Annotated in this window: 22 protein-coding genes; 11 read left to right on the forward strand and 11 right to left on the reverse strand. The window is 71.4% G+C overall.

Features of this window, described 5'->3' with window-relative positions:
- Window positions 1-28 precede the first annotated feature (28 nt).
- A complete protein-coding gene (gene map / locus ROT00_RS06360; protein WP_404773252.1) occupies window positions 29-892 on the reverse strand; it encodes a type I methionyl aminopeptidase in 864 nt (287 codons plus the stop codon).
- Window positions 893-903: 11 nt separating this feature from the next.
- Here map and ROT00_RS06365 point away from each other — a divergent pair, with 11 nt between their 5' ends.
- On the forward strand, window positions 904-1,089 hold the full coding sequence (locus tag ROT00_RS06365) for an SPOR domain-containing protein (RefSeq protein WP_189086408.1): 186 nt from the start codon (window positions 904-906) through the stop codon (window positions 1,087-1,089).
- A gap of 66 nt (window positions 1,090-1,155) precedes the next feature.
- Here ROT00_RS06365 and panB read toward each other — a convergent pair whose 3' ends face one another.
- Window positions 1,156-1,998, reverse strand: coding sequence for a 3-methyl-2-oxobutanoate hydroxymethyltransferase (gene panB / locus ROT00_RS06370; protein WP_404773254.1), 843 nt, complete (start codon window positions 1,996-1,998; stop codon window positions 1,156-1,158).
- 75 nt (window positions 1,999-2,073) lie between these two features.
- Between panB and ROT00_RS06375 the strand changes: the two genes are divergently transcribed.
- Both ROT00_RS06375 and ROT00_RS06380 read left to right on the forward strand, forming a co-directional pair.
- On the forward strand, window positions 2,074-3,411 hold the full coding sequence (locus tag ROT00_RS06375) for a glutamine synthetase family protein (protein ID WP_404773256.1): 1,338 nt from the start codon (window positions 2,074-2,076) through the stop codon (window positions 3,409-3,411).
- 4 nt (window positions 3,412-3,415) lie between these two features.
- A complete protein-coding gene (locus tag ROT00_RS06380; protein ID WP_404773258.1) occupies window positions 3,416-6,466 on the forward strand; it encodes a bifunctional [glutamine synthetase] adenylyltransferase/[glutamine synthetase]-adenylyl-L-tyrosine phosphorylase in 3,051 nt (1,016 codons plus the stop codon).
- 70 nt (window positions 6,467-6,536) lie between these two features.
- On the opposite strand, the gene ROT00_RS06385 is transcribed toward ROT00_RS06380, so the two are convergent.
- Window positions 6,537-6,713, reverse strand: a complete 177-nt coding sequence (locus ROT00_RS06385; protein ID WP_404773260.1) for a YegP family protein — start codon at window positions 6,711-6,713, stop codon at window positions 6,537-6,539.
- 138 nt (window positions 6,714-6,851) lie between these two features.
- Here ROT00_RS06385 and ROT00_RS06390 point away from each other — a divergent pair, with 138 nt between their 5' ends.
- Window positions 6,852-7,229 (forward strand): cupin domain-containing protein, encoded by a 378-nt coding sequence (locus tag ROT00_RS06390; protein ID WP_404773261.1) that lies wholly within the window; start codon window positions 6,852-6,854, stop codon window positions 7,227-7,229.
- 99 nt (window positions 7,230-7,328) lie between these two features.
- Here ROT00_RS06390 and glnA read toward each other — a convergent pair whose 3' ends face one another.
- Window positions 7,329-8,753 (reverse strand): type I glutamate--ammonia ligase, encoded by a 1,425-nt coding sequence (glnA, locus tag ROT00_RS06395; protein WP_404773263.1) that lies wholly within the window; start codon window positions 8,751-8,753, stop codon window positions 7,329-7,331.
- A gap of 147 nt (window positions 8,754-8,900) precedes the next feature.
- On the opposite strand from glnA, the gene ROT00_RS06400 reads away from it, so the two are divergent.
- Window positions 8,901-9,338: an RDD family protein gene (locus tag ROT00_RS06400; protein WP_404773265.1), complete on the forward strand. Its 438-nt coding sequence runs from the start codon at window positions 8,901-8,903 to the stop codon at window positions 9,336-9,338.
- A gap of 87 nt (window positions 9,339-9,425) precedes the next feature.
- Here the strand turns inward: ROT00_RS06400 and ROT00_RS06405 are convergent, their stop codons facing one another.
- From ROT00_RS06405 to lipB, 3 genes are all read right to left on the reverse strand, one after another.
- Window positions 9,426-10,139 carry a DUF4191 domain-containing protein gene (locus tag ROT00_RS06405; protein WP_404773266.1) on the reverse strand — a complete coding sequence of 238 codons (714 nt, stop codon included), beginning with the start codon at window positions 10,137-10,139 and terminating at the stop codon, window positions 9,426-9,428.
- A 97-nt stretch (window positions 10,140-10,236) separates the two neighbouring features.
- Window positions 10,237-11,226, reverse strand: coding sequence for a lipoyl synthase (lipA, locus tag ROT00_RS06410; RefSeq protein WP_404773268.1), 990 nt, complete (start codon window positions 11,224-11,226; stop codon window positions 10,237-10,239).
- Entirely contained in the window at window positions 11,223-11,858 is a 636-nt protein-coding gene (gene lipB, locus ROT00_RS06415) for a lipoyl(octanoyl) transferase LipB (RefSeq protein WP_404773270.1), read from the reverse strand. Before lipB ends, lipA begins: the two co-directional genes overlap by 4 nt.
- Window positions 11,859-11,983: 125 nt before the next feature.
- On the opposite strand from lipB, the gene ROT00_RS06420 reads away from it, so the two are divergent.
- Entirely contained in the window at window positions 11,984-13,744 is a 1,761-nt protein-coding gene (locus ROT00_RS06420) for a hypothetical protein (protein WP_404773271.1), read from the forward strand.
- On the opposite strand, the gene sucB is transcribed toward ROT00_RS06420, so the two are convergent.
- The 3 genes from sucB to ROT00_RS06435 all read right to left on the reverse strand — a co-directional run bounded on the left by sucB (window position 13,741) and on the right by ROT00_RS06435 (window position 18,280).
- Window positions 13,741-15,276, reverse strand: coding sequence for a 2-oxoglutarate dehydrogenase, E2 component, dihydrolipoamide succinyltransferase (gene sucB / locus ROT00_RS06425; protein ID WP_404773273.1), 1,536 nt, complete (start codon window positions 15,274-15,276; stop codon window positions 13,741-13,743). The genes ROT00_RS06420 and sucB overlap by 4 nt on opposite strands.
- A gap of 60 nt (window positions 15,277-15,336) precedes the next feature.
- Window positions 15,337-16,710, reverse strand: a complete 1,374-nt coding sequence (gene lpdA / locus ROT00_RS06430) for a dihydrolipoyl dehydrogenase (protein WP_404773274.1) — start codon at window positions 16,708-16,710, stop codon at window positions 15,337-15,339.
- A gap of 103 nt (window positions 16,711-16,813) precedes the next feature.
- On the reverse strand, window positions 16,814-18,280 hold the full coding sequence (locus ROT00_RS06435; protein ID WP_404773275.1) for a leucyl aminopeptidase: 1,467 nt from the start codon (window positions 18,278-18,280) through the stop codon (window positions 16,814-16,816).
- A gap of 95 nt (window positions 18,281-18,375) precedes the next feature.
- Between ROT00_RS06435 and ROT00_RS06440 the strand changes: the two genes are divergently transcribed.
- The 4 genes from ROT00_RS06440 (at window position 18,376) to ROT00_RS06455 (ending at window position 22,882) form a co-directional block, all read left to right on the forward strand.
- On the forward strand, window positions 18,376-19,302 hold the full coding sequence (locus ROT00_RS06440; protein ID WP_404773277.1) for a proteasome assembly chaperone family protein: 927 nt from the start codon (window positions 18,376-18,378) through the stop codon (window positions 19,300-19,302).
- A gap of 169 nt (window positions 19,303-19,471) precedes the next feature.
- On the forward strand, window positions 19,472-20,881 hold the full coding sequence (locus ROT00_RS06445; RefSeq protein WP_404773279.1) for an RNA polymerase sigma factor: 1,410 nt from the start codon (window positions 19,472-19,474) through the stop codon (window positions 20,879-20,881).
- Between the two features lie 7 nt (window positions 20,882-20,888).
- A complete protein-coding gene (locus ROT00_RS06450) occupies window positions 20,889-22,145 on the forward strand; it encodes a MurT ligase domain-containing protein (RefSeq protein WP_404773280.1) in 1,257 nt (418 codons plus the stop codon).
- Entirely contained in the window at window positions 22,142-22,882 is a 741-nt protein-coding gene (locus ROT00_RS06455) for a type 1 glutamine amidotransferase (protein WP_404773282.1), read from the forward strand. The genes ROT00_RS06450 and ROT00_RS06455 overlap by 4 nt, the downstream gene beginning before the upstream one ends.
- Before the next feature lie 86 nt (window positions 22,883-22,968).
- Here ROT00_RS06455 and ROT00_RS06460 read toward each other — a convergent pair whose 3' ends face one another.
- Entirely contained in the window at window positions 22,969-23,202 is a 234-nt protein-coding gene (locus ROT00_RS06460) for a DUF7455 domain-containing protein (RefSeq protein ID WP_189086390.1), read from the reverse strand.
- A 145-nt stretch (window positions 23,203-23,347) separates the two neighbouring features.
- On the opposite strand from ROT00_RS06460, the gene ROT00_RS06465 reads away from it, so the two are divergent.
- Window positions 23,348-25,426, forward strand: coding sequence for a DNA gyrase/topoisomerase IV subunit B (locus tag ROT00_RS06465; protein ID WP_404773284.1), 2,079 nt, complete (start codon window positions 23,348-23,350; stop codon window positions 25,424-25,426).
- Window positions 25,427-25,461: the final 35 nt, after the last annotated feature.

Consider the following 25,461-nt stretch of genomic DNA (forward strand, 5'->3'; position numbering starts at 1 on the left):
CGGGTGCGGCCCGATGGCGGCACGCCGATCAGGGCAGTGTGAGGATCTCCGCGCCGCGCTCGGTCACGACGAGGGTGTGCTCGAACTGCGCCGTGAGCGAGCGATCACGGGTCACGACCGTCCAGTCGTCGGCCCAGAGATCCCACTCGGTGGTGCCGAGCGTCAGCATGGGCTCGATCGTGAACACCATCCCCGGCTCCATGATCGTGTCGTGCTCCGGCGCGTCGTAGTGGGGGATCACGAGCCCGGTGTGGAACGCGCGGCCGACGCCGTGCCCGGTGTAGTCGCGGACGACGCCGTAGCCGAAGCGCTTGGCGTAGGCCTCGATCGCGCGGCCGATGACGTTCACGCGGCGGCCGGGGGCCACGGTCTTGATCGCCCGGGCGAGGGCCTCCCGGGTGCGCTCGACGAGGAGGCGGGTCTCCTCTGCGGCATCGCCGACGAGGAAGGTCGCGTTCGTGTCGCCGTGCATGCCGTCGAGGTAGGCGGTGACGTCGAGGTTCACGAGGTCGCCCTCGTCCAGCACCGTGTCGTCGGGGATGCCGTGGCAGATGACCTCGTTCACCGAGGTGCAGCTCGACGCGGGGAAGCCGCGGTAGCCGAGCGTCGACGGGTAGGCGCCGTGGCCGATGACGTACTCGTGGACGATGCGGTCGAGCTCGGCGGTCGTCACGCCGGGACGGATGGCCGCGGACGCCGCCTCGATGGCCCCTGCGGCGATGCGACCGGAGGCGCGGATCCGCTCGACCTCCTCCGGGGAGTAGCGGTCGCCGCCGGTGTTCGGCCGCGGTGCCGCGCGCCCGACGTACTCGGGGCGGACGATCGCGGCGGGCACCTGACGGGGCGCGGGCAGTCGGCCGGGGATCAGATGGCCGGCGGGGTCCTTGGGCATAGGATCAGCCTATGACGGAGGACATCGAGCACCGGTTCTGGTACAACATGCGCACGGGCGAGGTCGAGCAGGGCTTCGTCTCCCAGTCGGCGGATCGCGTCGGTCCGTTCGACACCCGCGAAGAGGCCGAGCACGCGCTCGAGAAGCTGCGCGCCAACAGCGAGAAGTGGGCCGCGGAGGACGCCGCGGAGGACTGAGACCGCGGAAGGGCGGGCGCCGAAGCGCCCGCCCTTCCTTCGTCTCCGAGCCTGCTCGGGCTCGGGCTACTCGTACGAGTGCTCGGGTCCGGGATAGACCCCGGCCGAGACATCCTGCCGCCAGGCCTGCGCCGCGTCGCCGAGGATGCCCGACAGATTCGCGTACTGCTTCACGAACTTGGGGATGCGGCCCGGGGTGAGTCCGGCCCAGTCGGTCCAGACGAGCAGCTGCCCGTCGGTGTGCGGGCCGGCGCCGACGCTGATGGTGGGGATCTCGAGCCGCTCGGTGACCTGGCGGGCCGCCTCGGAGGGCACCATCTCGAGCACGACCGCGAACGCCCCCGCCTCCTGCACGGCGACGGCGTCGGCGAGCAGTTGCTCGAGCCCGTCGCCGCGACCCTGGATGATGTGTCCGCCGAGGCCGTGCTCGCTCTGCGGCGTGTAGCCGATGTGCGCCATCACCGGGATGCCCGCCTGCACGATGCGCCGGATCTGCTTGTGGCTGCGTTCGCCGCCCTCGAGCTTCACCGCGTGCGCCCCCGTCTCCTTCATGAAGCGGACCGCGGTGTGCAGCGCCTCCTCGGCCCCGTTCTCGTACGAGCCGAAGGGCATGTCGGCGACGACGAACGCGCGCTGCACCGCTCCGGCGACCGCGCGGGTGAGGGGGATGAGCTCGTCGACGGTCACGGGGAGCGTCGTCTCGTAGCCGAGCACGTTGTTGCCGGCCGAGTCGCCGACGAGGAGGAAGTCGATGCCGGCCTCGTCGAAGATGCGCGCCGTGAGCTGGTCGTAGCTCGTGAGACCCGTGATCTTGATGCCGTCGCGCTTGGCGTTGTGGAAGTGCCGGGTGCGCACGCGCTTGGGCCCGCCCGAGGCCGATGCCCCGCCGTAGGGGTTCTGCTCTGACATGCCGTCAGTCTGTCACAGCCCGCCGGTCCCGCCCGGCCCGACCCAGTACGCTGAGAGGTGCGAGAGAGGGTGTGGATGGATAAGCAGCGCGACTTCGTTCTCCGGACCATTGAAGAACGAGGGGTCAAGTTCATCAGGCTGTGGTTCACGGACGTCGTGGGCACCCTGAAGTCGGTCGCCATCGCGCCCGCGGAGGTCGAGGGCGCCTTCACCGAGGGCATCGGCTTCGACGGCTCGGCGATCGAGGGGCTCAGCCGCACCTACGAGTCCGATCTGCTCGCGTACCCCGACCCGTCGACGTTCCAGACGCTCCCGTGGCGCGGCGACATCGACCCCACCGGGCGCATGTTCTGCGACATCACGACGCCCGACGGCGAGCCGGCGGTGTCCGACCCCCGCAACGTGCTGAAGCGCACCCTCGCGCGGGCGGCCGATCGCGGCTTCACCTTCTACACGCACCCCGAGATCGAGTTCTACCTGCTGAAGTCCTCGAAGTACGGGCCGGAGGGGCCGCAGCCGGTCGACTCGGCCGGTTACTTCGACAATGTCCCGGGCGGCACGGCGCACGACTTCCGCCGCCGCTCCGTCCGCATGCTCGAAGACCTCGGCATCTCGGTGGAGTTCAGCCACCACGAGACCGGGCCCGGGCAGAACGAGATCGATCTGCGATACGCCGACGCCCTGACGACGGCCGACAACATCATGACCTTCCGCACCGTGGTGAAGGAGGTGGCGATCGAGCAGGGCGTCTACGCGACGTTCATGCCGAAGCCGTTCTCCGAGTTCCCGGGCAGCGGCATGCACACGCACCTCTCGCTCTTCGAGGGCGACCAGAACGCCTTCTACGAGCCCGGTGCGCAGTACCAGCTGTCGAAGATCGGCCGTCAGTTCATCGCGGGCCTGCTCCGGCACGCGGGCGAGATCTCCGCCGTCACGAACCAGTTCGTGAACTCCTACAAGCGGCTCTGGGGCGGCGGCGAGGCGCCGAGCTTCGTCTGCTGGGGGCACAACAACCGCTCCGCGCTCGTCCGCGTGCCGCTCTACAAGCCGAACAAGGGGCAGAGCGCGCGCGTCGAGTACCGCGCGATCGACTCCGCCGCGAACCCGTACCTCGCCTTCTCGCTGCTGCTCGCCGCCGGGCTCAAGGGCGTCGAGGAGGGCTACGAGCTGCCGCCCGAGGCCGAGGACGACGTCTGGATGCTGAGCGACCGTGAGCGCCGGGCGCTCGGCTACAGCCCGCTGCCGGCGAGCCTCGACCACGCGATCGAGGAGATGGAGCGCTCCGAGCTCGTCGCCGACACCCTCGGCGAGGAGGTGTTCCGCTACGTGCTCGCCAACAAGCGGGCCGAGTGGCAGGACTACCGCTCGCAGGTGACGCCGTTCGAGCTCACGCGCAACCTCGAGATCCTCTGACCGGATGACTCGGCAGGCGGCGCCGTACAGCGGGCTCGCCCGGGCCGGCTTCGACGACTTCGAGCGCGCCCGCGCGGGACTGTCGCGGCTGTCCGAGGCGGCGGAGGTGGAGCTCCCCGCGCTCCTCGACGCCCTCGCCGCCGCCGCGGACCCCGATGAGGCGCTCGCCGCGCTCGAGCGGCTGCACGAGCGCGCACCGGCCGCGGTCCGCCGCCTCCTCGAACGGCCCGCGGTCGCCGAGCGTGCGGCCCGCGTGCTCGGGGCGTCGCGCGGCCTCGGCGAGTTCCTGCTGCGCAATCCCGACGAGCTCCACGTGCTCGAGCGCGAGCCGGAGCCGCCGCTCGGCGAGTCCGAGGCGCGCGCGGTGCTCGTCGCGGCGATCGACGAGCTCGGCCCCGGTCCGCTCGACGCCGACGCGGCGGCACGGGCCATCCGCCTCCGCTACCGTCGACTGCTCGTCGGCGTCGCGGCGTACGACCTGACGCGGGTGAGCGCCCTCGAAGCGGTCGACACGATCGCCGCGGGCCTCGCCGACCTCGCCGGCGCCGCGCTCGACGCGGCGCTCGTAGCGGCCCGCCGGCTCGTCGGACGCCGCGACGGCGAGCCCGCGGCGCCGGGGCGCTACCCGGCGGAGGACGTGCGCGCGACCCGCCTCGCCGTCATCGGCATGGGCAAGGCGGGAGCGCGGGAACTGAACTATCTGAGCGACGTCGACGTGATCTACGTCGCGGAGTCCGCCGACGCCGACGCCGTGCCGCACGGGCGCGCGGTCGAGATCGCGACGAGGCTCGCGGTCGTCGCGAGCCGGCTCATCGACGACGCCGCGGTGGAGCCGCCGCTCTGGGAGGTCGACGCGAACCTCCGGCCCGAGGGCAAGGACGGCGCCCTCGTGCGCACGCTCGAGTCGCACGTGCAGTACTACGAGCGCTGGGCCAAGAGCTGGGAGTTCCAGGCGCTGCTGAAGGCCCGCCCGCTCGCGGGCGACGCGGGGCTCGGCGAGCGCTACGTCGCGGCGCTCGCCCCGATGGTGTGGGCGAGCTCGGGTCGTGACGGCTTCGTCGAGTCGGTGCAGCAGATGCGCGAGCGCGTGACGCAGCACATCCCGGCCGACGAGGTCGACGTGCAGCTGAAGCTCGGCCCCGGTGGGCTGCGCGACATCGAGTTCACCGTGCAGCTCCTGCAGCTCGTGCACGGGGCGAGCGACGACGGCATCCACCAGCGGGCGACCCTGTCGGCGCTCGCCGCGCTCGCGGACCGGGGCTACGTCGGGCGCGAGGAGGCGGGGGAGTTCGCTCACGACTACCGGCTGCTCCGCGTGCTGGAGCACCGCTTGCAGCTCTCTCGCCTGCGTCGCACTCACCTCATGCCGCGCGACGAGGGGGAGCTCCGGGTGCTCGCCCGGGCGAGCGGGCTGGCCCGCAACGCGCCCGACCTCGTCGCGCTGTGGCAGGCGACCCGGCAGCGGGTGCGGGGCCTGCACGAGCGCCTGTTCTACCGCCCGTTGCTCTCGGCCGTGGCGGCGCTGCCGGCGAGCGGGCTCGAGCTGACGAGCGCGCAGGCGGAGGCCCGTCTCGCGGCGATCGGCTTCCGCGACCCGCGCGGCGCGCTCGGCCACATCGCGGCGCTCACCGCGGGCGTCTCCCGCCGCGCCACCATCCAGCGCCACCTCATGCCGGTGCTGATCTCGTGGTTCGCCGAAGGCGCCGACCCCGACTACGGCATGCTCGCCTTCCGGCGGCTCTCCGACACGCTCGGCACGACGCACTGGTACCTGCGGCTGCTCCGGGACTCCTCCGACGCCGCGTCGCGGCTCACCCGGGTGCTCTCCGGCTCGCGCTTCGTCGGCGAGCTGCTCGAGCGCACGCCGGAGGCGGTCGCCTGGCTGGAGGACCTCGACGAGCTGCGGCCGCGTACCCTGACCGCGCTCCGCGACGAGACGGCGGCGGTGCTCGCCCGGCACGGCGAGGCGGATGCGGCGGCGACCGTGCTGCGCGCCATCCGCCGGCGCGAGGTCCTGCGCCTCGCCCTCGCCGGCATCCTCGACGTCTGCAGCGTCGAGGAGCTCGGCCACGGGCTGAGCGACGTCACCGAGAATCACCTGGCGGCGATGGTGGCCGTGATCCGTCGGGCGGGGGCCGCGGAGGCATCCGCGAACGCGCCCACGGGCGCGGTGGGCGACGGCATCGAGTTCGCGGTGATCGGCATGGGCCGGTTCGGCGGGCGCGAGCTCGGCATCTCCTCCGACGCGGACGTCATCTACGTCTACCGTCCGGCGGCGCTGGAGGGCGACGCCGCGCACCGGGTTGCGCTGAAGATCGTCTCCGAGCTCGGCCGCCTCACGGAGGACGCCCGTCTCCCGTTCGAGCTCGACGCCGACCTCCGCCCGGAGGGCCGGAACGGGGTGATGGTGCGCTCGCTCGACGCCTACCGGGCCTACTACGCCCGCTGGTCGCTGACGTGGGAGGCGCAGGCACTGCTCCGGGCGCGCGGGGTGGCGGGGGATTCCGCGCTGCTCGACGACTTCCGAGAGCTCGCCGACGGCGTGCGCTACCCGGCGTCGATCGCCGAGCAGGCCGTGCGCGAGGTGAAGCGCATCAAGGCGCGGGTCGAGAACGAGCGGCTGCCGCAGAACGCCGATCCGTCCCGGCACCTGAAGCTCGGCCGCGGTTCGTTGAGCGACGTGGAGTGGTTCGTGCAGCTCATCCAGCTCCAGCACGCCGCCGCGGTGCCGGCGCTCCGCACGACGTCGACGCTCGACGCGCTGCAGGCGGCAGTCGAGGCCGGGCTCGTGGGCGCCGACGACGCCGAGACGCTCCGCGCGGCCTGGATCTTCGCCTCCCGCGCCCGGTCGGCGCTCACCCTCTGGCTCGATCGCACGACCGACGTGCTGCCCGTCGAGCGCACGCAGCTCGAGGGCGTGGCGCGGCTCATGGGCTATCCGCCCGGCTCCGCCGCGCAGCTCGAGCAGGACTACCTGCAGCTCACGAGGAGGTCGCGCGCGATCTTCGACCGCGACTTCTACGGGGTCGAACCCGGGCGCGAGCCGACGCGCTGATGGCACCCGACTCCCGACGGGCCGGAACCCCGCGCGGCATGGGGCGGCGCGGGGTTCCGGAGTCCGGGATTCAGACCTCGACGACGGGCGCGTCGGGCGCGTTCTTCTTGACCGACTCGATGCCGTTCTGAGCGGCGGACTTCGAGCTGTAGCCCTCGGAGACCGCGATGGTTTCGCCGTTTCCGGCCTTCAGACGGAAGCGCCATTCGCCTCGCGCGTCGGTGTAGAGCTCGAACTTCCCAGCCATCAGCGGCCCCTTCTCGAAACGAGCGCCGGCGATCGCCGACCTGCTCACATCGTGGCGTCCAGTGCCGTTCGCGCACAAGGGGGCAAACGCGCGGCAGCGGCATCCCCGCCACTTCGCGCCGCCCCCTACGATGGCGACATGAACGACGACGTCCGCAACGTGCTGACCGCCCTCGCCGCGGTCGGCGAGCCCTGGCAGCCGCACCGCCTCGCGAGCATCAACGACTACGACGTGAAGGTGGTGAAGCTTCTCGGCGAGTTCGTCTGGCACAGCCACCCCGAGACCGACGAGCTGTTCCTCGTCGTCTCGGGCGAGCTGACCATCCAGCTCCGCGACCTCGACGTCGTCCTCGGCCCGAACGACGTGTTCGTGGTGCCGAAGGGCGTTGAGCACTGCCCCCGAGCCGACGCGGAGGTGCACGCGGTCCTCATCGAACCAAAGGGCACAGTGAACACCGGCGATGCCGGGGGAGCGCGCACCGCAGAGGTGCGGGAGATCCCTGCGTCGTCCGCCTGACGGCTCGGCCGCCGCTCCACCGCCGCCGGAGCATCCGCCGAACGGAGAACGCCCCGCACGCCGAAGCGTGCGGGGCGTTCGTCGCGACCGAGCCGGAGCTCAGACGCCGTAGTACAGCTCGAACTCGAAGGGGTGCGGGCGCTGAGCCAGCGGCTTCAGCTCCTTCTCGCGCTTGTAGTCGATCCAGGTCTCGATGAGCTCCTTGGTGAACACGCCGCCCTCGAGGAGGAAGTCGTGGTCGGCCTCGAGCGCGTCGAGCACGGCGTCGAGCGAGCCCGGCACCTGCGGGATCGACTTGGCCTCCTCGGCCGGGAGCTCGTACAGGTCCTTGTCGACCGGCTCGTGCGGCTCGATGCGGTTCTTGATGCCGTCGATGCCCGCCATGAGCTGCGCCGCGAACGCGAGGTACGGGTTGCCCGAGGCGTCCGGGGCGCGGAACTCGATGCGCTTCGCCTTCGGGTTCGTCCCGGTGATGGGGATGCGGATGGCCGCCGAGCGGTTGCCCGCCGAGTAGACGAGGTTCACGGGGGCCTCGAAGCCGGGCACGAGACGGTGGAACGAGTTCACCGTCGGGTTCGTGAAGGCGAGGAGCGCCGGGGCGTGCTTCAGGATGCCGCCGATGTACCAGCGGGCGATGTCCGACAGGCCGCCGTAGCCGGCCTCGTCGTAGAACAGCGGCTTGCCGTCGTTCCAGAGCGACTGGTGCGTGTGCATGCCCGAGCCGTTGTCGCCGAAGAGCGGCTTCGGCATGAACGTCGCCGTCTTGCCCCACTCGTTGGCGGTGTTCTTCACGATGTACTTGAACTTCAGGATGTCGTCCGCCGAGTGGACCATCGTGTCGAACTTGTAGTTGATCTCGCCCTGGCCGGCGGTGCCGACCTCGTGGTGGCTGCGCTCGAGCTGGAGGCCCGCGTCGATCAGCTTCAGGCAGATGTCGTCGCGCAGGTCGGCGTGCTGGTCGACCGGCGAGACGGGGAAGTAGCCGCCCTTGAAGGGGGTCTTGTTGGCGAGGTTGCCGCCCTCCTCGACCCGGCCCGAGTTCCAGGCGCCCTCGCTGGAGTCGACCGAGTAGAAGCTCGTGTGCTGGTTCACCTCGTAGCGGACGTCGTCGAAGATGTAGAACTCGGCCTCGGGGGCGAAGTAGGCGGTGTCGGCGATGCCGGTGGAGGCGAGGTACTTCTCGGCCTTCTTCGCGACCTGGCGCGGGTCCTTCGCGTAGATCTCGCCCGTGCGAGGGTTGTAGATGTCGAAGATCATGATGAGCGTGCGCTCGGCGCGGAACGGGTCGATGTACGCCGTCGACACGTCGGGGATGAGCTGCATGTCGGACTCGTGGATCGACGCGAAGCCGCGGATCGAGGAGCCGTCGAAGAGCTGCCCGACGGTGAAGAAGTCCTCGTCGACCGTCGACGCCGGGATGTTGAAGTGCTGCTGCACGCCCGGGAGATCGGTGAACCGGATGTCGAGGAACTTGACCTCGGTCTCCGTGATGAACTTGAGGACTTCAGACGAATCAGTGAACATGCGACGACTCTCCAAGGGGGCGGGCGGGAAGTCCGGAATCTCCGGGGCGGCCAGCAGCCGTCACCGACGGTATCCGCGGGCGGTTTCCCCGCCGTGACGCGAATGTTTCCGGCATGTTACACAGCCGGCCATCGCTAGGATCGAAGGATGCCCGACGCGAAGCCCACCACCTTCGGAGACCTCCAGCCGAGCAGATGGCCGGGGGAGCGGCTCGGGCTCCCCGAATCGGGCCGCGGCTCGGTCGCCCGGGTGGGTCGCCGCATCGCCGCGCTCGTCATCGACTGGGCGAGCGCGATGCTCCTCGCGCTGCTCGTGACGCCCTACGACTCGGTCGCGTACAACTTCGTCACGCCGCTCGTGTTCGTCGTGCTCCAGATCGTCTTCATTCCCACCATCGGCGGCAGCATCGGCCATCGTGTCCTCGGCATGGCGGTCGTGCCGCTCGAGGGCGGCTGGATCGGCATCCGTCGCCCGATCGTCCGCTCGCTGCTGCTCGCGATCGTCGTCCCCGCGCTCGTCTGGGACTCGGATCAGCGCGGCTTCCACGACAAGGTCGCGGGAACGGTCCTCATCCGCAGCCGCTGACCGGCAGCCATCCTCTTCGCAACGGAACGGGGCGGCCTCCCTCAGGAGACCGCCCCGTTCGCGTGAAATCGAGGACCCGGCGCCGGCTTAGCGGAGCTTGCCGCGCTGCGGGCGCACCTTCAGCGGGTCGATGCCCTTCGGGATCGGCAGCGAGCTCTGCAGCGAGTTCAGCCGGTTGGACACCGCGAGCACCTCGGGCTTCGTCAGGGTCTTCTTGAGCTTGCGGAGCGTCGCCGCGAGGCGGTGCAACTCGACGTCGCCCTCCTCGTGTCCCACGGACACCAGGGTGACGTCGACCGTCGGCAGCACGCGGGCCACCTTGCGCTGCTCGTCGTCGAGCATGCGCTGCGTGCGGCTCGCGGGCCCCTCGCTGATGAGCACGACGCCGCCGCGACCGACGGCGCGGTAGACGGCGTCCTGCGTGCGGCCGTTGACCGCGACCGGCATCTCGTTGCCGACCCAGCCGCCGCGGAGGCCGCTGCGGAGCACCGCGCCGACCGCACCGGGCTGGCCGTCGATCTGGGAGTACGCGGCGCGTTCGGCGCGACGGCCGAGGATGATCATCGCGATCAGGAGGCCCGCGAGGACACCCGCGACCACCCACAGCGCGATCGTGAAGCCGTTGCCCTCGCTGAGCCAGAGCGCGAGTCCGAGCGTCACCGCGATCGGGGCGAGGAAGCCGAGGAGCATGAGCCACTGCGCGGTCGAGTCGTAGCGGCGGGTCATCTGGAAGACCTGCCACATCTGCTTCAGACGGCCGGGCTCCTTGGAGGAGGACGCGGAGTCCTTGGTGCGTGCCATGCGTCAAGGATACCGGCGGCGGGGGCCGCTGCAGACCGTGTTCGCGGCCCGCGTGCGGCCCCCGCCGGGACCGGAGTCCGTCGGGGCATCCCAGCCGTCAGCCGACCGCCTGCGCGAAGCCCAGCTCCGGGTCCGCGAGGTGGGCGAGCTCGGGCGGGAGCGGCCGGCCCTTCGCCCGCATCGACTGGGCCCAGAGCCGGCCCGCCCGGTACGAGGACCGCACCAGCGGTCCCGCGAGCACACCGAGGTAGCCGAGTTCCTCGGCCTCCGCCTTCAGCTCCACGAACTCCTCCGGCCGCACCCAGCGCGCCACCGGCAGATGCCGCGGGCTCGGCCGGAGGTACTGCGTGATGGTGATGATGTCGGTCCCGGCCTCCAGGAGGTCGCGGAGGGCCTGCGAGACCTCCGCCCGCTCCTCGCCCATGCCGAGGATGAGGTTCGACTTCGTGATGAGCCCCGTCTCGCGGCCCTGCGTGAGGACGTCGAGCGAGCGCTCGTAGCGGAACGCCGGACGGATGCGCTTGAAGATGCGCGGCACCGTCTCGACGTTGTGCGCGAACACCTCGGGGCGAGCGGAGAAGACCTCGCCGAGCAGCTCCGGCTCCCCGTTGAAGTCGGGGACGAGGATCTCCACCCCCGTGCCGGGCGACTGGGCGTGGATCTGCCGGATGGTCTCGGCGTACAGCCACGCGCCGCCGTCGGGCAGGTCGTCGCGGGCCACGCCCGTGACGGTCGAGTAGCGCAGCTGCATCCGCACGACCGATTCCGCGACCCGGCGCGGCTCGTCGGCGTCGTACTCGGCGGGCTTGCCGGTGTCGATCTGGCAGAAGTCGCAGCGTCTGGTGCACTGGGACCCGCCGATGAGGAAGGTGGCCTCGCGGTCCTCCCAGCACTCGTAGATGTTCGGGCAGCCGGCCTCCTGGCAGACGGTGTGCAGCTCCTCGCTCTTCACGAGGGACTGCAGAGCGCGGTACTCGGGCCCCATCTTCGCCCTCGTCTTGATCCACTCCGGCTTGCGTTCGATCGGCGTCCGGGCGTTGCGGACTTCGAGGCGCAGCAGACGGCGCCCCTGCGGTTCGGCGCTCATGCGGCGGCCGCCCCCTCGCTGGCCTCGAGGTGGCGGAGCACCGGCTCGACGACGTCGATCGGACGCACGGTGCGTCCGAGGACGTGGGAGATCGACGTCACGCCGGCATCGCGGATGCCGCACGCGACGATCTTCTCGTACGGTTCGAGCGAATTCGAGCAGTTGAGGGCGAAGCCGTGCATGGTCACGCCGTCGGCGACGCGGATGCCGATGGCGGCGATCTTCTCGTCGACGCCGTCGCCCACCCAGACGCCCGAGCGGCCCTCCACTCGGCGCCCCGCGACGCCGAGCTCGGCGAGCACGGCGATGAGCACGTCCTCGAGGCGGCGGACGTAGCCGACGACGTCGATGGGCTCGGGGAGGCGGAGGATCGGATACCCGACGAGCTGACCCGGGCCGTGCCACGTGATCTTGCCACCGCGATCGACCTCGACGACTGGTGTGCCGTCGTTCGGTCGTTCGTCGGGACTCGTGCGTTTCCCGGCGGTGTAGACCGGTTCGTGTTCGAGCAGGATGACGGTGCCCGGATTGGTTCCGGAGACCACCGCATGATGGACGGCGCGCTGGAGGGAGAGTCCCTCCTCGTACGGCACGGAGTTGGCGCTTAGCCCCGTGACGACAGAGTCGAGCATGCGGATCAGTCTAGACACCGTCGACCCCGCGGTGGCTCTCGTCCACAGCCGGCTCGAGCGACCGCCTCTCCACCGACCGGGCGCGCGGCGCGGAGACGGGCGTGCGCGCCTTGCAGCATCGAGGAATGGAGCAGCAGAACACCCACGACACGCCGCGCGGACGACGGGCGCGTCGCCGTGCACCAGGGCGCCCCCGACGGGGCGAGATCGACGCCGTCGCCGCAGCGGCGGCCGCTCCGTCGGGCCGTTCCCCCTGGGCGGAGCCGCGGGAGCCGCTCGACGGCGTCACGGGAGCCGCCGCATCCATCGGCGCCGGGAGCGCAGTGATCCCAGGGGGTCTCGTCGGCGGCTATCGCATCGTGCGGCGCATCGCGGTGGGCGCCCGGGCGCAGGTGTACCTGGCGGTTCCGGACGCGGCGGACGGTGCCGTGTTCGACGCTGACGCGACCGTTCGGGGCGCCCGGCCCGCCGCGGCCACGGCGCAGCCCGTGGCGCTGCGCGTCTACGGCCACGACATCGACGACGAGACCGTCACCGTCGAGCTGGAGGCGTACTCCGCGCTCGGCGGAGGGGCGCTGCCGAGGGCCTTCGACGTCTTCACCCTGCCCGACGGTCGCGTCTGCCTCGTGGTCGAGCCGGTCATGGGCGAGCGTCTCGCCGGCGTGCTCGAGCACCGGCGACTCTCCCCGGGTGAGGCGGTCACCGCCCTCGCGCCCATCGTGGCGGCGGTCGGCGCCCTCGCGCGCGCCGGCTTCGCGCTTCCGGGTCTGTCGATGGCCGACGTGCGATTCGATGCGACCGGGCGCCCACGGCTGACGGGGCTCGGGCAGCTGGTCCGTCTCGGCCCCGCGTCGGCGGAACGGACGGCGGAGGAGCGGCGGGCGCATGCGGCGCTGGTCGACCTCCTCGTCCTCGTGATCGGTGCCAGCGCACCGTCGGCCGCACTCGCACGGGTCGCCGATCTCGCCCGTGCCCGCCTCGACGCGCGCCCGTTCGAGTCGTTCGCTCTGGCGCTCGAGCAGGAGCTGTTCCGCGCGGCGGTGGCCGCCCCCGTGAACGGAGCCGGGGAGCCGCGTCGTCCGCCCACCGGTGCCGACGCTCCGCGGCTCGCGCCGTCTCGAGCCGGATTCGATGCGGTGGTCGCGCCGGATCCTGGCGCGGCGCTCGAGCGGCACGGCCGTGGGAGCCGGGCGACATCGCGCCGGCGTGAACGCGAGCCGGAACGGAACGCCGCGATCGGGGAGCTGCTGGCCGCGGAGACCCCCCTGCTCGGAGTGCTCCGGCTCGGGCAGTGGCGGGAGCGGGTGACGCAGCTCGTCGCGCGCCGCAGGGGCGCGGTCGTCGTCGGGGCGCTGACCGCGGCCGCCGCATCGGTGCTCATGCTGACGCTCGTCCCGCCCGAGCGTGGAGCGTCGGCCGAACGCGGCGCGCCGACACGGTCGGCAGCCTCGACTGCCACCCCGATGCCGATTCCCGAGCCCGAACCCGAGTCGGAGCCCGAGCCCGAGTCGGAGCCCGGGGGCACGTCCGCGGGCGAGCCGGAGTCCGAATCCGGGAGCGCGCCCGCGGGGGATGGCGAGGACTACCCGGCCATCGCCGCGGAGTTGCTCGAGATCCGGGAGAGCTGCATCGCGGCGGCCGACCGGGAGTGCCTCGCCGAGGTCGTGCAGCCGGGGTCGGCGCTGGAGAGCGCCGATCGCGTGCGCATCGCCGAAGGGGGAGCGCAGCCCCGCGTCCAGTACGAGCTCGGCACGATCGCCATGGCCGGCACGATGGGCGGAGCGGTGCTCCTCGATGTCGAGGTGGTCGGCGCTGACAGCGAACCGGCCTCGCTCCTCATGATGAGGAGCGAGGCCGGATGGCGTCTGCGGGAGCTGTTCGACTAGATGCCGAGGTCGGCGTCGAACGCACCCTCCTCGAGCCGCTCCTTCACCGCGGTGAGGAAGCGGGCCGCGTCCGCACCGTCGATGATGCGGTGGTCGTACGACAGCGCGAGGTACACCATCGAGCGGACCGCGATCGCGTCCGAGCCGTCCTGCGAGACGACGACGGCGCGCTTCACGACCGTGCCCGTGCCGAGGATGGCGGTCTGCGGGAGGAACACCACGGGGGTGTCGAACAGCGCGCCGCGCGAACCCGTGTTGGTCAGCGTGAAGGTGCCGCCGGAGAGCTCGTCGGGCTTCAGCTGGTTGTTCCGCGTACGCTCGGCCAGGTCGGCGATCTGCGCAGCCAGGCCCGCGATGTCGAGCTCGCCCGCGTCGCGCACGACCGGCGTGAGCAGGCCGCGCTCGGTGTCGACCGCGATGCTCATGTTCTCCTGCGCCGGGTAGACGATCGAGTCGCCCTCGACGGTGGAATTGATGATCGGGTAGGCGCGGAGCGCCTCGGCGGCGGCCAGGGCGAAGAACGGCAGGAACGAGAGCTTGTTGCCGGTCTTCTGGAGGAACTCGCCCTTGACGCGGTCGCGGAGCTTCGCGACACGGGTCACATCGACCTCGACCACGGTGGTGAGCTGCGCGGTCGACTGCATCGAGACGACGGCGCGCTCGGCCACGACCTTGCGCAGACGGGTCATCGCCTGCGTGGTGCCGCGCAGCGGCGAGGTCTCGAGCGGGGTGCGGGCGGGGGCCGAGGCCGCCGCTGCGGGGGCGTTCTGCGCCTGCAGCACATCCTGCTTGCGGATGCGGCCGCCCACGCCGGTGCCGGTGACGCTGGCGAGGTCGACGCCCTGTTCGCTCGCGAGCTTGCGGACGATCGGGGTCACGTATCCGCTCGGGCCCGCGTGCGAGCCGCCAGCGGCGGGCGCCTCGGGCGCGGGTGCCGGAGCTTCAGCGGCCGGGGCAGCCGGAGCTGCGGGTGCCGGGGCCGGGGCGGCCGGCGCGGCGGGTGCCGGAGCGGCGGGGGCCTCGGCGGCCGGGGCAGCCGGAGCCGGAGCGGCGGGGGCCTCGGCGGCCGGGGCAGCCGGAGCCGGGGCGGCGGGTGCCGGTGCCGCGGGCGCCTCGGCAGCAGGCGCCGGAGCGGCGGGTGCCGGAGCGGCGGGGGCCTCGGCAGCAGGCGCCGGGGCGGCCGGTGCCGGAGCCGCAGGGGCCTCGGCTGCCGGAGCGGCCGGTGCCGGAGCAGCGGGGGCCTCGGCAGCAGGGGCCTCGGCCGCCGGAGCGGCGGGGGCCTCAGCGGGAGCCGAGCCGTCGCCGATGGTGACCAGTGCGGTGCCGACCTCGACGGTCTCGTCCTCCTGGACGAGGATCGCCTCGATGACGCCGGCGACCGGCGACGGGATCTCCGTGTCGACCTTGTCGGTGGAGACCTCGAGCAGAGGCTCGTCCACCTCCACGCGGTCGCCGACGGCCTTCAGCCAGCGCGTGACCGTCCCCTCCGTGACACTCTCACCGAGTGCCGGGAGGCTGACTGATTGGCTCATTCGCTTGTCTCCTTCACAGCGTTGGACGCCTTGTGCGGTCCGATTATGGAGCGGGTGGGGTCAGATCGCGTGCAGCGGCTTGCCGGCGAGCTTCAGCACGGCCTCGCCGAACGCTTCGTTCTGCGTGGGGTGGGCGTGGATGAAGGGCGCGATGTCCTCCGGGTACGCCTCCCAGTTCACGGCGAGCTGGGCTTCGCCGATGAGCTCGCCGACGCGGCCGCCGATCATGTGGACGCCGACGATCGGGCCCTCCTTGACCTGGACGACCTTGATCGAACCGCTCGTGCCGAGGATGCTGCTCTTGCCGTTGCCCGCGAGGTTGTACTCGTAGCTCGTGACCTGCTCGGCGCCGAACTTCTCGCCGGCCTTCGCCTCGGTGTATCCGACCGAGGCGACCTCGGGCTCGCAGTACGTGATCTTCGGGATGTTGACGTCCTCGACGACGATCGGGTTCAGGCCCGCGATCTCTTCGGCGACGAAGATGCCCTGCTGGTAGCTGCGGTGCGCGAGTTGCAGACCCGGGACGATGTCGCCGATGGCGTAGACGCCGGGCACGTTCGTCGCGAGGCGCTCGTTCGTGAGCACGAAGCCGCGGTCCATCTGGATGCCCGCCTCTTCGAAGCCGAGGCCCTGGGTCGAGGGGCCGCGACCGACGGCGACGAGCAGCAGCTCGGCCTCGATCGTGGTGCCGTTCTCGAGCGTCACGACGACGCCCGACTCGTTCTGGGTGACGCTCTGGAAGCGGATGCCGAGCGAGTAGTCGATGCCGCGCTTCTTGAACGCGCGCTCGAGCTGCTTCGAGATCGACTCCTCCTCGTTCGGCACGAGGTGGGGGAGCGCCTCGATCACGGTGACCTCGGCGCCGAAGGAGCGCCAGACGCTCGCGAACTCGACGCCGATGACGCCGCCGCCGAGCACGGCGACCTTGCCGGGGACGAAGTCGAGCTGCAGCGCCTGCTCGCTCGTGATGACGCGTCCGCCGATCTCGAGACCGGGGAGCGAGCGCGAGTACGAGCCGGTCGCAAGCACGACGTTCTTTCCGACGTAGCGCTCACCGGCGACCTCGACCGTGTTCGGCGCAACCAGGCGGCCCTCGCCCTCGACGACCGGGATGCCCCGCGCCTTCAGCAGACCCTGGAGGCCCTTCCACTTGCTCGCGACGATGCCCTCGCGGTACGCGGTGACTCCGGGCATGTCGATGCCCTCGAAGGAGGTCTTGACGCCGTACTTCGCGGAGTCCTTCGCGGACTCGGCGACCTCGGCGGCGTGGAGCAGCGCCTTCGTCGGGATGCAACCGCGGTGCAGACAGGTGCCACCGAGTTTGTCCTTCTCGACGACGACGGCGGTCATGCCGAGCTCGACCGCTCGGATGGCCGCCGCGTACCCGGCGCTCCCGCCGCCCAGGACGACGATGTCAAAGTTCTGCTCGGACAAACCGGTATCTCCCTCGCGCATCAGATCTGCGACACGGACCGCTCCCGGGTTCGTGCCCGGGGCGAGTGACCGGGGCGAGTGTTTTCGCCCCGGTTCGACCTTACTACTCCGCGGAGAGCTCCTCGCCAAGCCGGACGAGGGTGCGCACGGCGATCCCGGTCGGCCCGCCGCTCGTGAAGCCCCACCCGGAACCGCCGTTGTCGGCCGGGCCGGCGATGTCGAGGTGCGCCCACGGGATCTTCGACCCGTCGCGCTCGCCCACGAACTCCTGGAGGAACACCCCGGCGAGGAGCATCCCGGGCACGATGCCGCCGAGCTTCGTGTTCGCGAGGTCGGCGACGTCGGACTTCAGGAGCGGCATCAGGTGCGCGGGAAGCGGCATCGGCCACACGGCCTCGTCGACGGCGGCGGCCGCGTCGCGGACCCGCTGCACGAGGCCGTCCTCGCCCATCAGCCCGGAGATCCGGCCGCCGAGCGCGACCATCTGCGCGCCGGTGAGCGTCGCGACGTCGACGATCGCGTCGGGCTGCTCCTCGCTCGCGGCGACGAGGCCGTCGGCGAGCACGAGTCGACCCTCGGCGTCCGTGTTGAGCACCTCGACGGTCTTGCCGCCGCGGATGCGGAGGACGTCGTTCGGCCGCATCGCCGTGCCGGAGGGCAGGTTCTCGGCGAGGCAGAGCCACGTGGTGATGTGCACGGGGACGCCGAGCCGGGCGAGCGCGACCGTGGCGTTCATCACGGCGGCGGCGCCGGCCATGTCGCCCTTCATGCCGACCATGGACTGCATGGGCTTCAGGCTGAGGCCGCCGGAGTCGAAGGTGATGCCCTTGCCCACGAGGGCGAGCGAGGTGGTGGCGCCCGCGGGGGCGTACTCGAGCCGGACGAGGCGGGGGCCCCGGGCGGAGCCCTGGCCGACGCCGAGGATGCCGCCGAAGCCGCCCTCCTCGAGCTCGGATTCCTCGTACACCTTCACGTCGACGCCGGCGGCGCGCGCGGCCTCGGCGGCGATCTCGGCGAAGCGGGCCGGGTACAACTCGGAGGGGGAGAGGTTCACGAGGTCGCGGGTCGAGGCGACCGCTTCGGCGACGGCGCGTACACGCTCCAGTCCGAGCTCCTCCTCATCGAGCGCCGTGTGCAGGGCGATCGAGGAGACCGCCGGCTTCGGCGTCGAGCGGTACTCGTTGAATCGGTAGGCGCCGAGCGCGGCGCCTTCGAGCAGAGCGGCCGCTTCGGCGGCGGATGCCGCGGGGACGGCGATGGCGACGGTCGTCACGTCACTCAGCTGGCGCAGTGCGCTGCCCGTCGCGAGTCGCAGGGCGTCGGGGTCGGCCACGCCGCCGATCCCGGCCACGGCGACGATCCGGCCCTCGACGGCGGGGTCGGCGAGCCGCACGAGCTCCTCGGGGGCACCCTTCGCCCCCAGCGCCCGGAGCGGCGCGGCGGCCCACTCGAAGCCCGGCGCCGCGAGGAGCACCGGCCCGTCGTCGCTGCTGCGGGAGGCGAGGAGGATGACGTCGGCCGAGGAATCGGAGGCAGGGGAGGAGGAGATCGAGAGTGCGGGAATCGGCATGGCTTCGATGCTACGCGGCGCGGTGTTCGCTCTGGGCGTGCACGGCGGTCGGCCGCATCGGCGGTCGCTCCGGCGGGCCTCAGTAGGCTGGGAGCATGCGCGACCCCCGTTCCCTGTACGAGCTGAACCCCGCGGTCGAGGTGCCTCCCGGGCTGCCGCTCGTCGCCGGGTTGACGGGCTTCGCCGACGCGGGCGGGGCCGTCGCCCAGACGACCGAGTACCTGCGTTCGACGCTCGACACCGTCGAGGTGGCCGTGTTCGACGCCGACGAACTCCTCGACTACCGGGCCCGCCGCCCAGTGATCGTCTTCGACGGCGATCATCTGACCGACTACCGCCCGGCGCGGCTGGGGCTCGACCTCGCGAAGGACGAGCTCGGCCGGCCGTTCCTCCTCCTCACGGGCTTCGAACCCGATTTCCAGTGGGAGCGGTTCTCCCGTGCCCTGCTCGATCTCGTCGAGCGGTTCGAGGTGGCGTCGCTCAGCTGGCTGAACGCGATTCCGATGCCTGTCCCGCACACGCGTCCGATCGGCGTCACCGTGAGCGGCAATCGCAGCGAGCTGATCGAGACGATGTCGGTCTGGCGGCCGACGACGCAGGTGCCGGCGAACGCGCTGCACCTCGTCGAGTACCGCCTGCAGGAGTCGGAGTTCCCGGTCGCCGGCTTCGTCCTGCTCGTGCCGCACTACCTCGGCGACACGGAGTACCCGGCGGCGGCGATCTCGGCGCTCGAGGCGATCAGCGCCGGCACCGGCCTGATCTTCCCGACGGAGGTGCTTCGCGAGCAGGGGAGGGAGTTCGTCGCCCGCATCGACGAGCAGGTCGCGGAGAACCAGGAGCTGGCGAAGCTCGTGACGACGCTCGAGCACCGGTACGACGCGTACATGGCGGGCACCAGCCTGCGCTCTCCGCTCACGGACGAGGACGGCGAGGTGCCGACGGCCGACGAGATCGCCGCGGAGCTCGAGAAGTTCCTCGCGTTCCGGCGTTCCTCCGACGAGGAGCCGCCGCACCCCGTCTGAGGCTGCGACGGAATACGCTCGGATGCCGAGACGTTCTCATTCTTCGAGGGGCGCGCGCGGTCGAACCGGGCCGGACGCACCGAGAACCGACGGCTCGCTGGTATAATTGTAGGCAGGACCCGTTCTGGTCGGCCGAGGCGATCTCGATCGCATTCGCTGCGGACTTGACATGGGTCCTCGTAGTGTCCGAAAACACCGGGCAGCCGAACATGCCGAGCACCGTCGTCGTGTCGCGAGCGCACCGACGAGGAGAGGGTCAACACCTATGGCAACCAAGTCCACGAAGACTGCCACGGCCGAGGCGGAGGCATCCGTCGAGAAGCCCGCAGCAGCCGGGACGAAGCGCGCCGCCGCGAAGGCGGGCACGGCGAAGGCCGCCCCCAAGGCCACGACCGCGTCGAAGACCGCGCGCACCGCCACCGCGAAGGCCTCGACGAAGTCGAAGGCCAAGGCGAAGGACGACGGCGAGGACGAGGAGCTCGACGGCGAGGACGTCGTCGTCGAGGACGTCGAGACGGACGACACCGAGGTCGCCGCCGACGACGCAGACACCGACGAGGAGGCGAAGCCGATCCCGGCCGAGCCGCACCCGACGGGAGCGCTCGTGCTGCGCGCCGCCGACGACGAGGACGAGGTCCCCGTCTACTCCGCCGCGATCACCGGCGCCACCGCCGACCCGGTCAAGGACTACCTGAAGCAGATCGGCAAGGTGGCGCTGCTGAACGCCGCCGAAGAGGTCGAGCTCGCGATGCGCATCGAGGCGGGCCTCTTCGCCGAGGAGAAGCTCTCCCACATGTCCGACGCCGAGAAGCGCTCGCAGCTCGGCCGTGAGCTCCAGTGGGTCGCGAAGGACGGGCAGCGGGCGAAGAGCCACCTGCTTGGCGCGAACCTCCGTCTCGTGGTCTCGCTCGCGAAGCGGTACACCGGGCGCGGCATGCAGTTCCTCGACCTCATCCAGGAGGGCAACCTGGGCCTCATCCGTGCCGTCGAGAAGTTCGACTACACGAAGGGCTTCAAGTTCTCCACCTACGCCACCTGGTGGATCCGTCAGGCGATCACCCGCGCCATGGCCGACCAGGCCCGCACGATCCGCATCCCCGTGCACATGGTCGAGGTCATCAACAAGCTCGCCCGCGTGCAGCGGCAGATGCTGCAGGACCTCGGGCGCGAGCCCACGCCCGAAGAGCTCTCGAAGGAGCTCGACATGACCCCCGAGAAGGTCATCGAGGTGCAGAAGTACGGGCGCGAGCCGATCTCGCTGCACACCCCGCTCGGCGAGGACGGCGACAGCGAGTTCGGCGACCTGATCGAGGACACCGAGGCGGTCGTCCCGGCGGACGCGGTCGGCTTCACGATGCTGCAGAAGCAGCTCGAGTCGCTGCTCGACTCCCTGAGCGAGCGCGAAGCGGGAGTCATCCGCATGCGCTTCGGGCTCGGCGACGGCATGCCGAAGACGCTCGACCAGATCGGCGACACCTTCGGGGTCACCCGTGAGCGCATCCGCCAGATCGAGTCGAAGACGATGGCGAAGCTGCGGCACCCGTCGCGGTCGCAGTCGCTGCGGGACTACCTCGAGTAGGCCGGCGGTGCGCTACGCGCCGGCGATCGCCGTCGGCAAGCTCGTTCGGATCGCCGCCCGGCTGAGGAAGCCGGGCGGCGGCTCCGCGATCCCGGGCCTCGTGGTCAACCGCATCGCGCCCGGCTACCTCAAGCGGACGCTCTCCGGGTTCCCGCAGGGACTCGTCGTCGTCTCCGGTTCCAGCGGCAAATCGACGACGACGAAGATGCTCGTCGCGATCCTCCGGGCCCACGGCGTGTCCATCTTCACGAACCCGTCGACGGCGAACATCAGTCAGGGACTCACCTCGGCGCTCCTCGAGCAGGCCGATTGGCGCGGCCGTGTGCCGGGCGACGTCGCGGTGCTCGAGATGGACGAGGGCCACGGCGCGCTCGTCATGCAGGGCGTCGATGCCCGCGTCGTCGCCCTCACGAACGTCATGGTCGATCAGATCGACCGATTCCACGACTCCGAGATGGTCGCCGGGATGCTGGCGCGGATCGCCGCCCGCGCCGGCGAGGCGATCGTGGTGAACGCCGACGACGCCTACCTCGAACGGCTCGCCGCGCGGGTCGCGCCGGGCGTGGCGGTCCGCCGCTTCGGCGTGTCCGACGAGGTGCTCGCCGGTGCCCCCCGCGGGCTCGGCAACACCGAGACGAGCGAGCGCCGCCTGGACGCCACCGCGGGCGTGCGCGTCGAACGCGTCGACGGGGCATCCGCGGTGCTCTCCGACCACGGGGCCGAGCGGCCCGTCGGCCTGCCCGCCCGGGGCATCCACTACGCCGTCGACGCGGCCGCGGCCTACGCGACCGCCCAGGCGGTGCTCGGCGATCGATTCTCGGCGGAGACCGCCGCCGCGGCGCTCTCGAGCATCCCGCCGGTGTTCGGCCGGGGTGAGCGGGTCCGCGTCCGTGATCAGGACGTCGATTTCGTCCTCGTGCAGAACCCGGCGAGCTATCAGCTCAACATCGACGCGATCCCGACGGGGACCGAGCAGATCCTCTTCGCGGTCGGCTCGGACGTGCGCGATCCCTCGTACTTCTGGCCCGTCGACGCCTCCTCGCTCGGTCGCGTCTCGATCGTCAGCGGATCGAAGGCGGCCGAGGCCGCCCTCATGCTCGCGTACGACGGCGTCGTGATCGACCGGGTCGAGCCGGAGCTGCACCGTGCGCTCGACGACTTCCTCGCCGCACCGCCGCCGCAGCACGGCGTGAAGACGATCGTCTTCACCGCCGATTCGATGCGCCGGACCCGCGCCCATCTCGGACTGACGGAGGCGGAATGACCTTCACGATCGTCTCGCTCCTGCCGGGAACGCAGAACACGAACGGCGACGCGCAGAACGCGACCGTCCTCGAGCGACGAGCCGAGTGGGCCGGCATCGCCGCGCGCACCGTCAGCGTCGAGCGGGCCGCCGAGCTGCCGGGCGAGGTCGACGCGGTCGTCCTCGGATCCGGCAGCGACGCCTCGCTCGAGCGCAGCCGTGACGTGCTGCGCACGATGCACGAGGAGCTGCGCCGCTGGGGCACCGAGGGCGTGCCGATCCTCGGGATCGGCACCGGGCTCGAGCTGCTCGGCTGGGGCGTCGAGCACCGCGACGGCAGCTCGCTCGAGGGCCTCGGCATCCTGCCCGGGCGGGCCGTGCCCCGCGACGGTCGCGTGACCGGCGACGTCGTCGTCGCCTCGCCCCGCTTCGGGCGGCTCGTCGGCTTCGAGAACCATGCGCGCGACTACGTCGGGGCCGAGGGCTCACCGCTCGGCCGTCTGCGCGCCGGCGCGGGCAACGGGCGGGATTCGGGCCAGGAGGGCGTCGTCATGGGCTCCGTGATCGGCACGCACCTGCACGGGCCGGTCCTCGCGAAGAACCCGGCGTTCGCCGATGCGCTCCTCCGGATCATGGCCGAGCGCCGTGGGCTGGCGTACGAGCCGGGGGAGGCCGCCGCGGCGATCGATGCCTACGCGGCCGCCGCCCGGCAGGCTCAGCTTCGCGCCGCCGGCATCGAGCTCGCGCCGGAGGCCTGAGCGTCCAGCAGGTGACCGCCCTTCGATACGAAGAACGCCCCGGCCTCGGCCGGGGCGTTCTTCGTGAAGTTCTGAGAAGTGCGGGCTCAGTCGCGGGCGTCGACGAGGAGGCGGTCCGACTCGTCGTGCCAGGACTGGGCGATCTGCGAGAGCTTCTCCTGGTGCTTGCGGCCGTGGTGGGCGCAGAAGAGGAGTTCGCCGTTCGCGACCACGACGCGGATGTACGCCTGAGCGCCGCATGCGTCGCAGCGGTCGAGCGCGGTGAGCTCGTAGGTACGCTCGACGTCGACCGCATCGTTCGCCTCGGTCTGCTGGGTCATAGCTCCTCCTTCGTTCGCGCTCTGACTTCCGTGTGCATCAATCAAAACACGAGGGATGCGGCGTCCCTTCCGCATTCCCGGGCATTTCGCTGAGAGCGCAGCGCCTGCGCGGGAGTGTCCGCGGCGGTCACTAGGCTTGACCGACGTGAGCTCCGATTACTCCGCCCGCCACCTCTCCGTGCTCGAAGGCCTCGAGGCCGTGCGCAAGCGACCCGGCATGTACATCGGGTCGACCGACTCCCGCGGGCTCATGCACTGCCTGTGGGAGATCATCGACAACTCGGTCGACGAGGCGCTGGCCGGCCACGGGCGCGAGATCGAGGTCGTCCTGCACGCCGACGACAGCGTCGAGGTGCGCGACCAGGCTCGAGGCATCCCGGTCGATGTCGAGCCGAAGACCGGGCTCACCGGCGTCGAGGTCGTGTTCACCAAGCTGCACGCGGGTGGCAAGTTCGGCTCCGGCTCCTACGCCGCCTCCGGCGGTCTGCACGGTGTCGGCGCCTCGGTCGTGAACGCGCTGTCGTCCCGGCTCGACGTCGAGGTCGACCGCGACGGCAAGACCTGGGCGATGTCGTTCCACCGCGGCGAGCCCGGCCGCTTCGCCGACGCCGGCGGTCCCGACCCCGACGCACCGTTCACCCCGTTCGAGCAGGCGAGCTCGCTCGACGCCGTCGGCAAGGTCAAGAAGGGCGTCACCGGCACGCGCGTGCGCTACTGGGCCGACCCGCAGATCTTCACGAAGGGCGCGAGCTTCCAGATCGAGGAGCTGCTGGGCCGCGCCCGGCAGACCGCGTTCCTCGTGCCCGGCCTCGGACTCACCGTCGTCGACGAACGCGGCGAGGCGCCCGAGACCCACCGTTTCCACTTCGAGGGCGGCATCTCGGAATTCGTCGAGCATCTCGCGAGCGACGGGCCCGTCACCGAGATCTGGCGGCTGACCGGCGAGGGCCGGTTCACCGAGACGGTGCCCGTGCTGTCCGAGGGCGGCGCCATGATCCCCACCGAGGTCGAGCGCACCTGCGAGGTCGACATCGCCCTGCGCTGGGGCACCGGCTACGACACCGTCGTGCGCAGCTTCGTGAACATCATCGCGACGCCGAAGGGCGGCACCCACCAGGCCGGGTTCGAGCAGGGCCTGCTGAAGCTCCTGCGCACCCAGGTCGAGCAGAACGCCAGGCGGCTCAAGGTCGGCAACGACAAGCTCGAGAAGGACGACATCCTCGCCGGGCTCACCGCGGTGCTGACCGTGCGACTGCCCGAGCCGCAGTTCGAGGGCCAGACGAAGGAGGTCCTCGGCACGCCCGCGGTCCGCTCCATCGTCTCCTCGGTCATCACGAAGCGGCTCGGCGAGCGCTTCGCCTCGACGAAGCGCGACGACAAGGCGCAGACCTCGCTCGTGCTCGAGAAGATCGTCTCGGAGATGAAGGCGCGCATCTCGGCGCGCACCCACAAGGAGACGCAGCGCCGCAAGAACGCCCTCGAGAGCTCCTCGCTCCCCGCGAAGCTTGCGGACTGCCGCTCGAGCGACGTCGCGCAGAGCGAGCTGTTCATCGTCGAGGGCGACTCCGCCCTCGGCACTGCGAAGCTCGCGCGCGACAGCGAGCACCAGGCGCTCCTGCCGATCCGCGGCAAGATCCTCAACGTGCAGAAGGCGTCGGTCGCCGACATGCTCGGCAACGCCGAGTGCGCCGCGATCATCCAGACGATCGGAGCCGGCTCGGGGCGCACCTTCGACCTCTCCGCGGCGCGCTACGGCAAGGTCATCATCATGAGCGACGCCGACGTCGACGGCGCGCACATCCGCACGCTGCTCCTGACGCTGTTCTTCCGCTACATGCGGCCCATGATCGAGGAGGGGCGCGTGTTCGCCGCCGTCCCGCCGCTGCATCGCGTCGTCGTGCAGAACCCGGGATCCAAGCCGAACGAGACGATCTACACCTACTCCGAGGCCGAGCTGAACGGGCTGCTCAGCACGCTGAAGCGGCAGAACAAGAAGTATCAGGACCCGATCCAGCGCTACAAGGGGCTCGGCGAGATGGATGCCGAGCAGCTCGCCTCGACCACGATGGACCGGCACCACCGCACCCTTCGCCGGGTGAACCTCGCCGATGCCGAGAACGCCGGTCGCATCTTCGAGCTGCTCATGGGCAACGAGGTCGCCCCGCGCAAGGAGTTCATCGTCGACAGTGCGACAGGACTCAGCCGGGAGCGCATCGACGCCTGACGGCGCCCTCGGCATCCCGGTCGCGGGGTGCCGAG

Source organism: Agromyces mediolanus (assembly GCF_044917495.1).
GTDB lineage: Bacteria > Actinomycetota > Actinomycetes > Actinomycetales > Microbacteriaceae > Agromyces > Agromyces mediolanus_B.

Bases quoted from the DNA above. Each gene is read 5' to 3' on its own strand.
- ROT00_RS06460 (WP_189086390.1), bottom strand. From the start codon at position 23,202: ATGACCCAGCAGACCGAGGCGAACGATGCGGTCGACGTCGAGCGTACC.
- ROT00_RS06400 (WP_404773265.1), top strand. From the start codon at position 8,901: ATGCCCGACGCGAAGCCCACCACCTTCGGAGACCTCCAGCCGAGCAGA.
- ROT00_RS06365 (WP_189086408.1), top strand. From the start codon at position 904: ATGACGGAGGACATCGAGCACCGGTTCTGGTACAACATGCGCACGGGC.
- map (WP_404773252.1), bottom strand. From the start codon at position 892: ATGCCCAAGGACCCCGCCGGCCATCTGATCCCCGGCCGACTGCCCGCG.
- lipB (WP_404773270.1), bottom strand. From the start codon at position 11,858: ATGCTCGACTCTGTCGTCACGGGGCTAAGCGCCAACTCCGTGCCGTAC.
- ROT00_RS06405 (WP_404773266.1), bottom strand. From the start codon at position 10,139: ATGGCACGCACCAAGGACTCCGCGTCCTCCTCCAAGGAGCCCGGCCGT.
- glnA (WP_404773263.1), bottom strand. From the start codon at position 8,753: ATGTTCACTGATTCGTCTGAAGTCCTCAAGTTCATCACGGAGACCGAG.
- lipA (WP_404773268.1), bottom strand. From the start codon at position 11,226: ATGAGCGCCGAACCGCAGGGGCGCCGTCTGCTGCGCCTCGAAGTCCGC.
- ROT00_RS06435 (WP_404773275.1), bottom strand. From the start codon at position 18,280: ATGCCGATTCCCGCACTCTCGATCTCCTCCTCCCCTGCCTCCGATTCC.
- ROT00_RS06380 (WP_404773258.1), top strand. From the start codon at position 3,416: ATGACTCGGCAGGCGGCGCCGTACAGCGGGCTCGCCCGGGCCGGCTTC.
- sucB (WP_404773273.1), bottom strand. From the start codon at position 15,276: ATGAGCCAATCAGTCAGCCTCCCGGCACTCGGTGAGAGTGTCACGGAG.
- ROT00_RS06420 (WP_404773271.1), top strand. From the start codon at position 11,984: ATGGAGCAGCAGAACACCCACGACACGCCGCGCGGACGACGGGCGCGT.
- ROT00_RS06390 (WP_404773261.1), top strand. From the start codon at position 6,852: ATGAACGACGACGTCCGCAACGTGCTGACCGCCCTCGCCGCGGTCGGC.
- ROT00_RS06445 (WP_404773279.1), top strand. From the start codon at position 19,472: ATGGGTCCTCGTAGTGTCCGAAAACACCGGGCAGCCGAACATGCCGAG.
- ROT00_RS06440 (WP_404773277.1), top strand. From the start codon at position 18,376: ATGCGCGACCCCCGTTCCCTGTACGAGCTGAACCCCGCGGTCGAGGTG.
- ROT00_RS06385 (WP_404773260.1), bottom strand. From the start codon at position 6,713: ATGGCTGGGAAGTTCGAGCTCTACACCGACGCGCGAGGCGAATGGCGC.
- ROT00_RS06375 (WP_404773256.1), top strand. From the start codon at position 2,074: ATGGATAAGCAGCGCGACTTCGTTCTCCGGACCATTGAAGAACGAGGG.
- ROT00_RS06455 (WP_404773282.1), top strand. From the start codon at position 22,142: ATGACCTTCACGATCGTCTCGCTCCTGCCGGGAACGCAGAACACGAAC.
- panB (WP_404773254.1), bottom strand. From the start codon at position 1,998: ATGTCAGAGCAGAACCCCTACGGCGGGGCATCGGCCTCGGGCGGGCCC.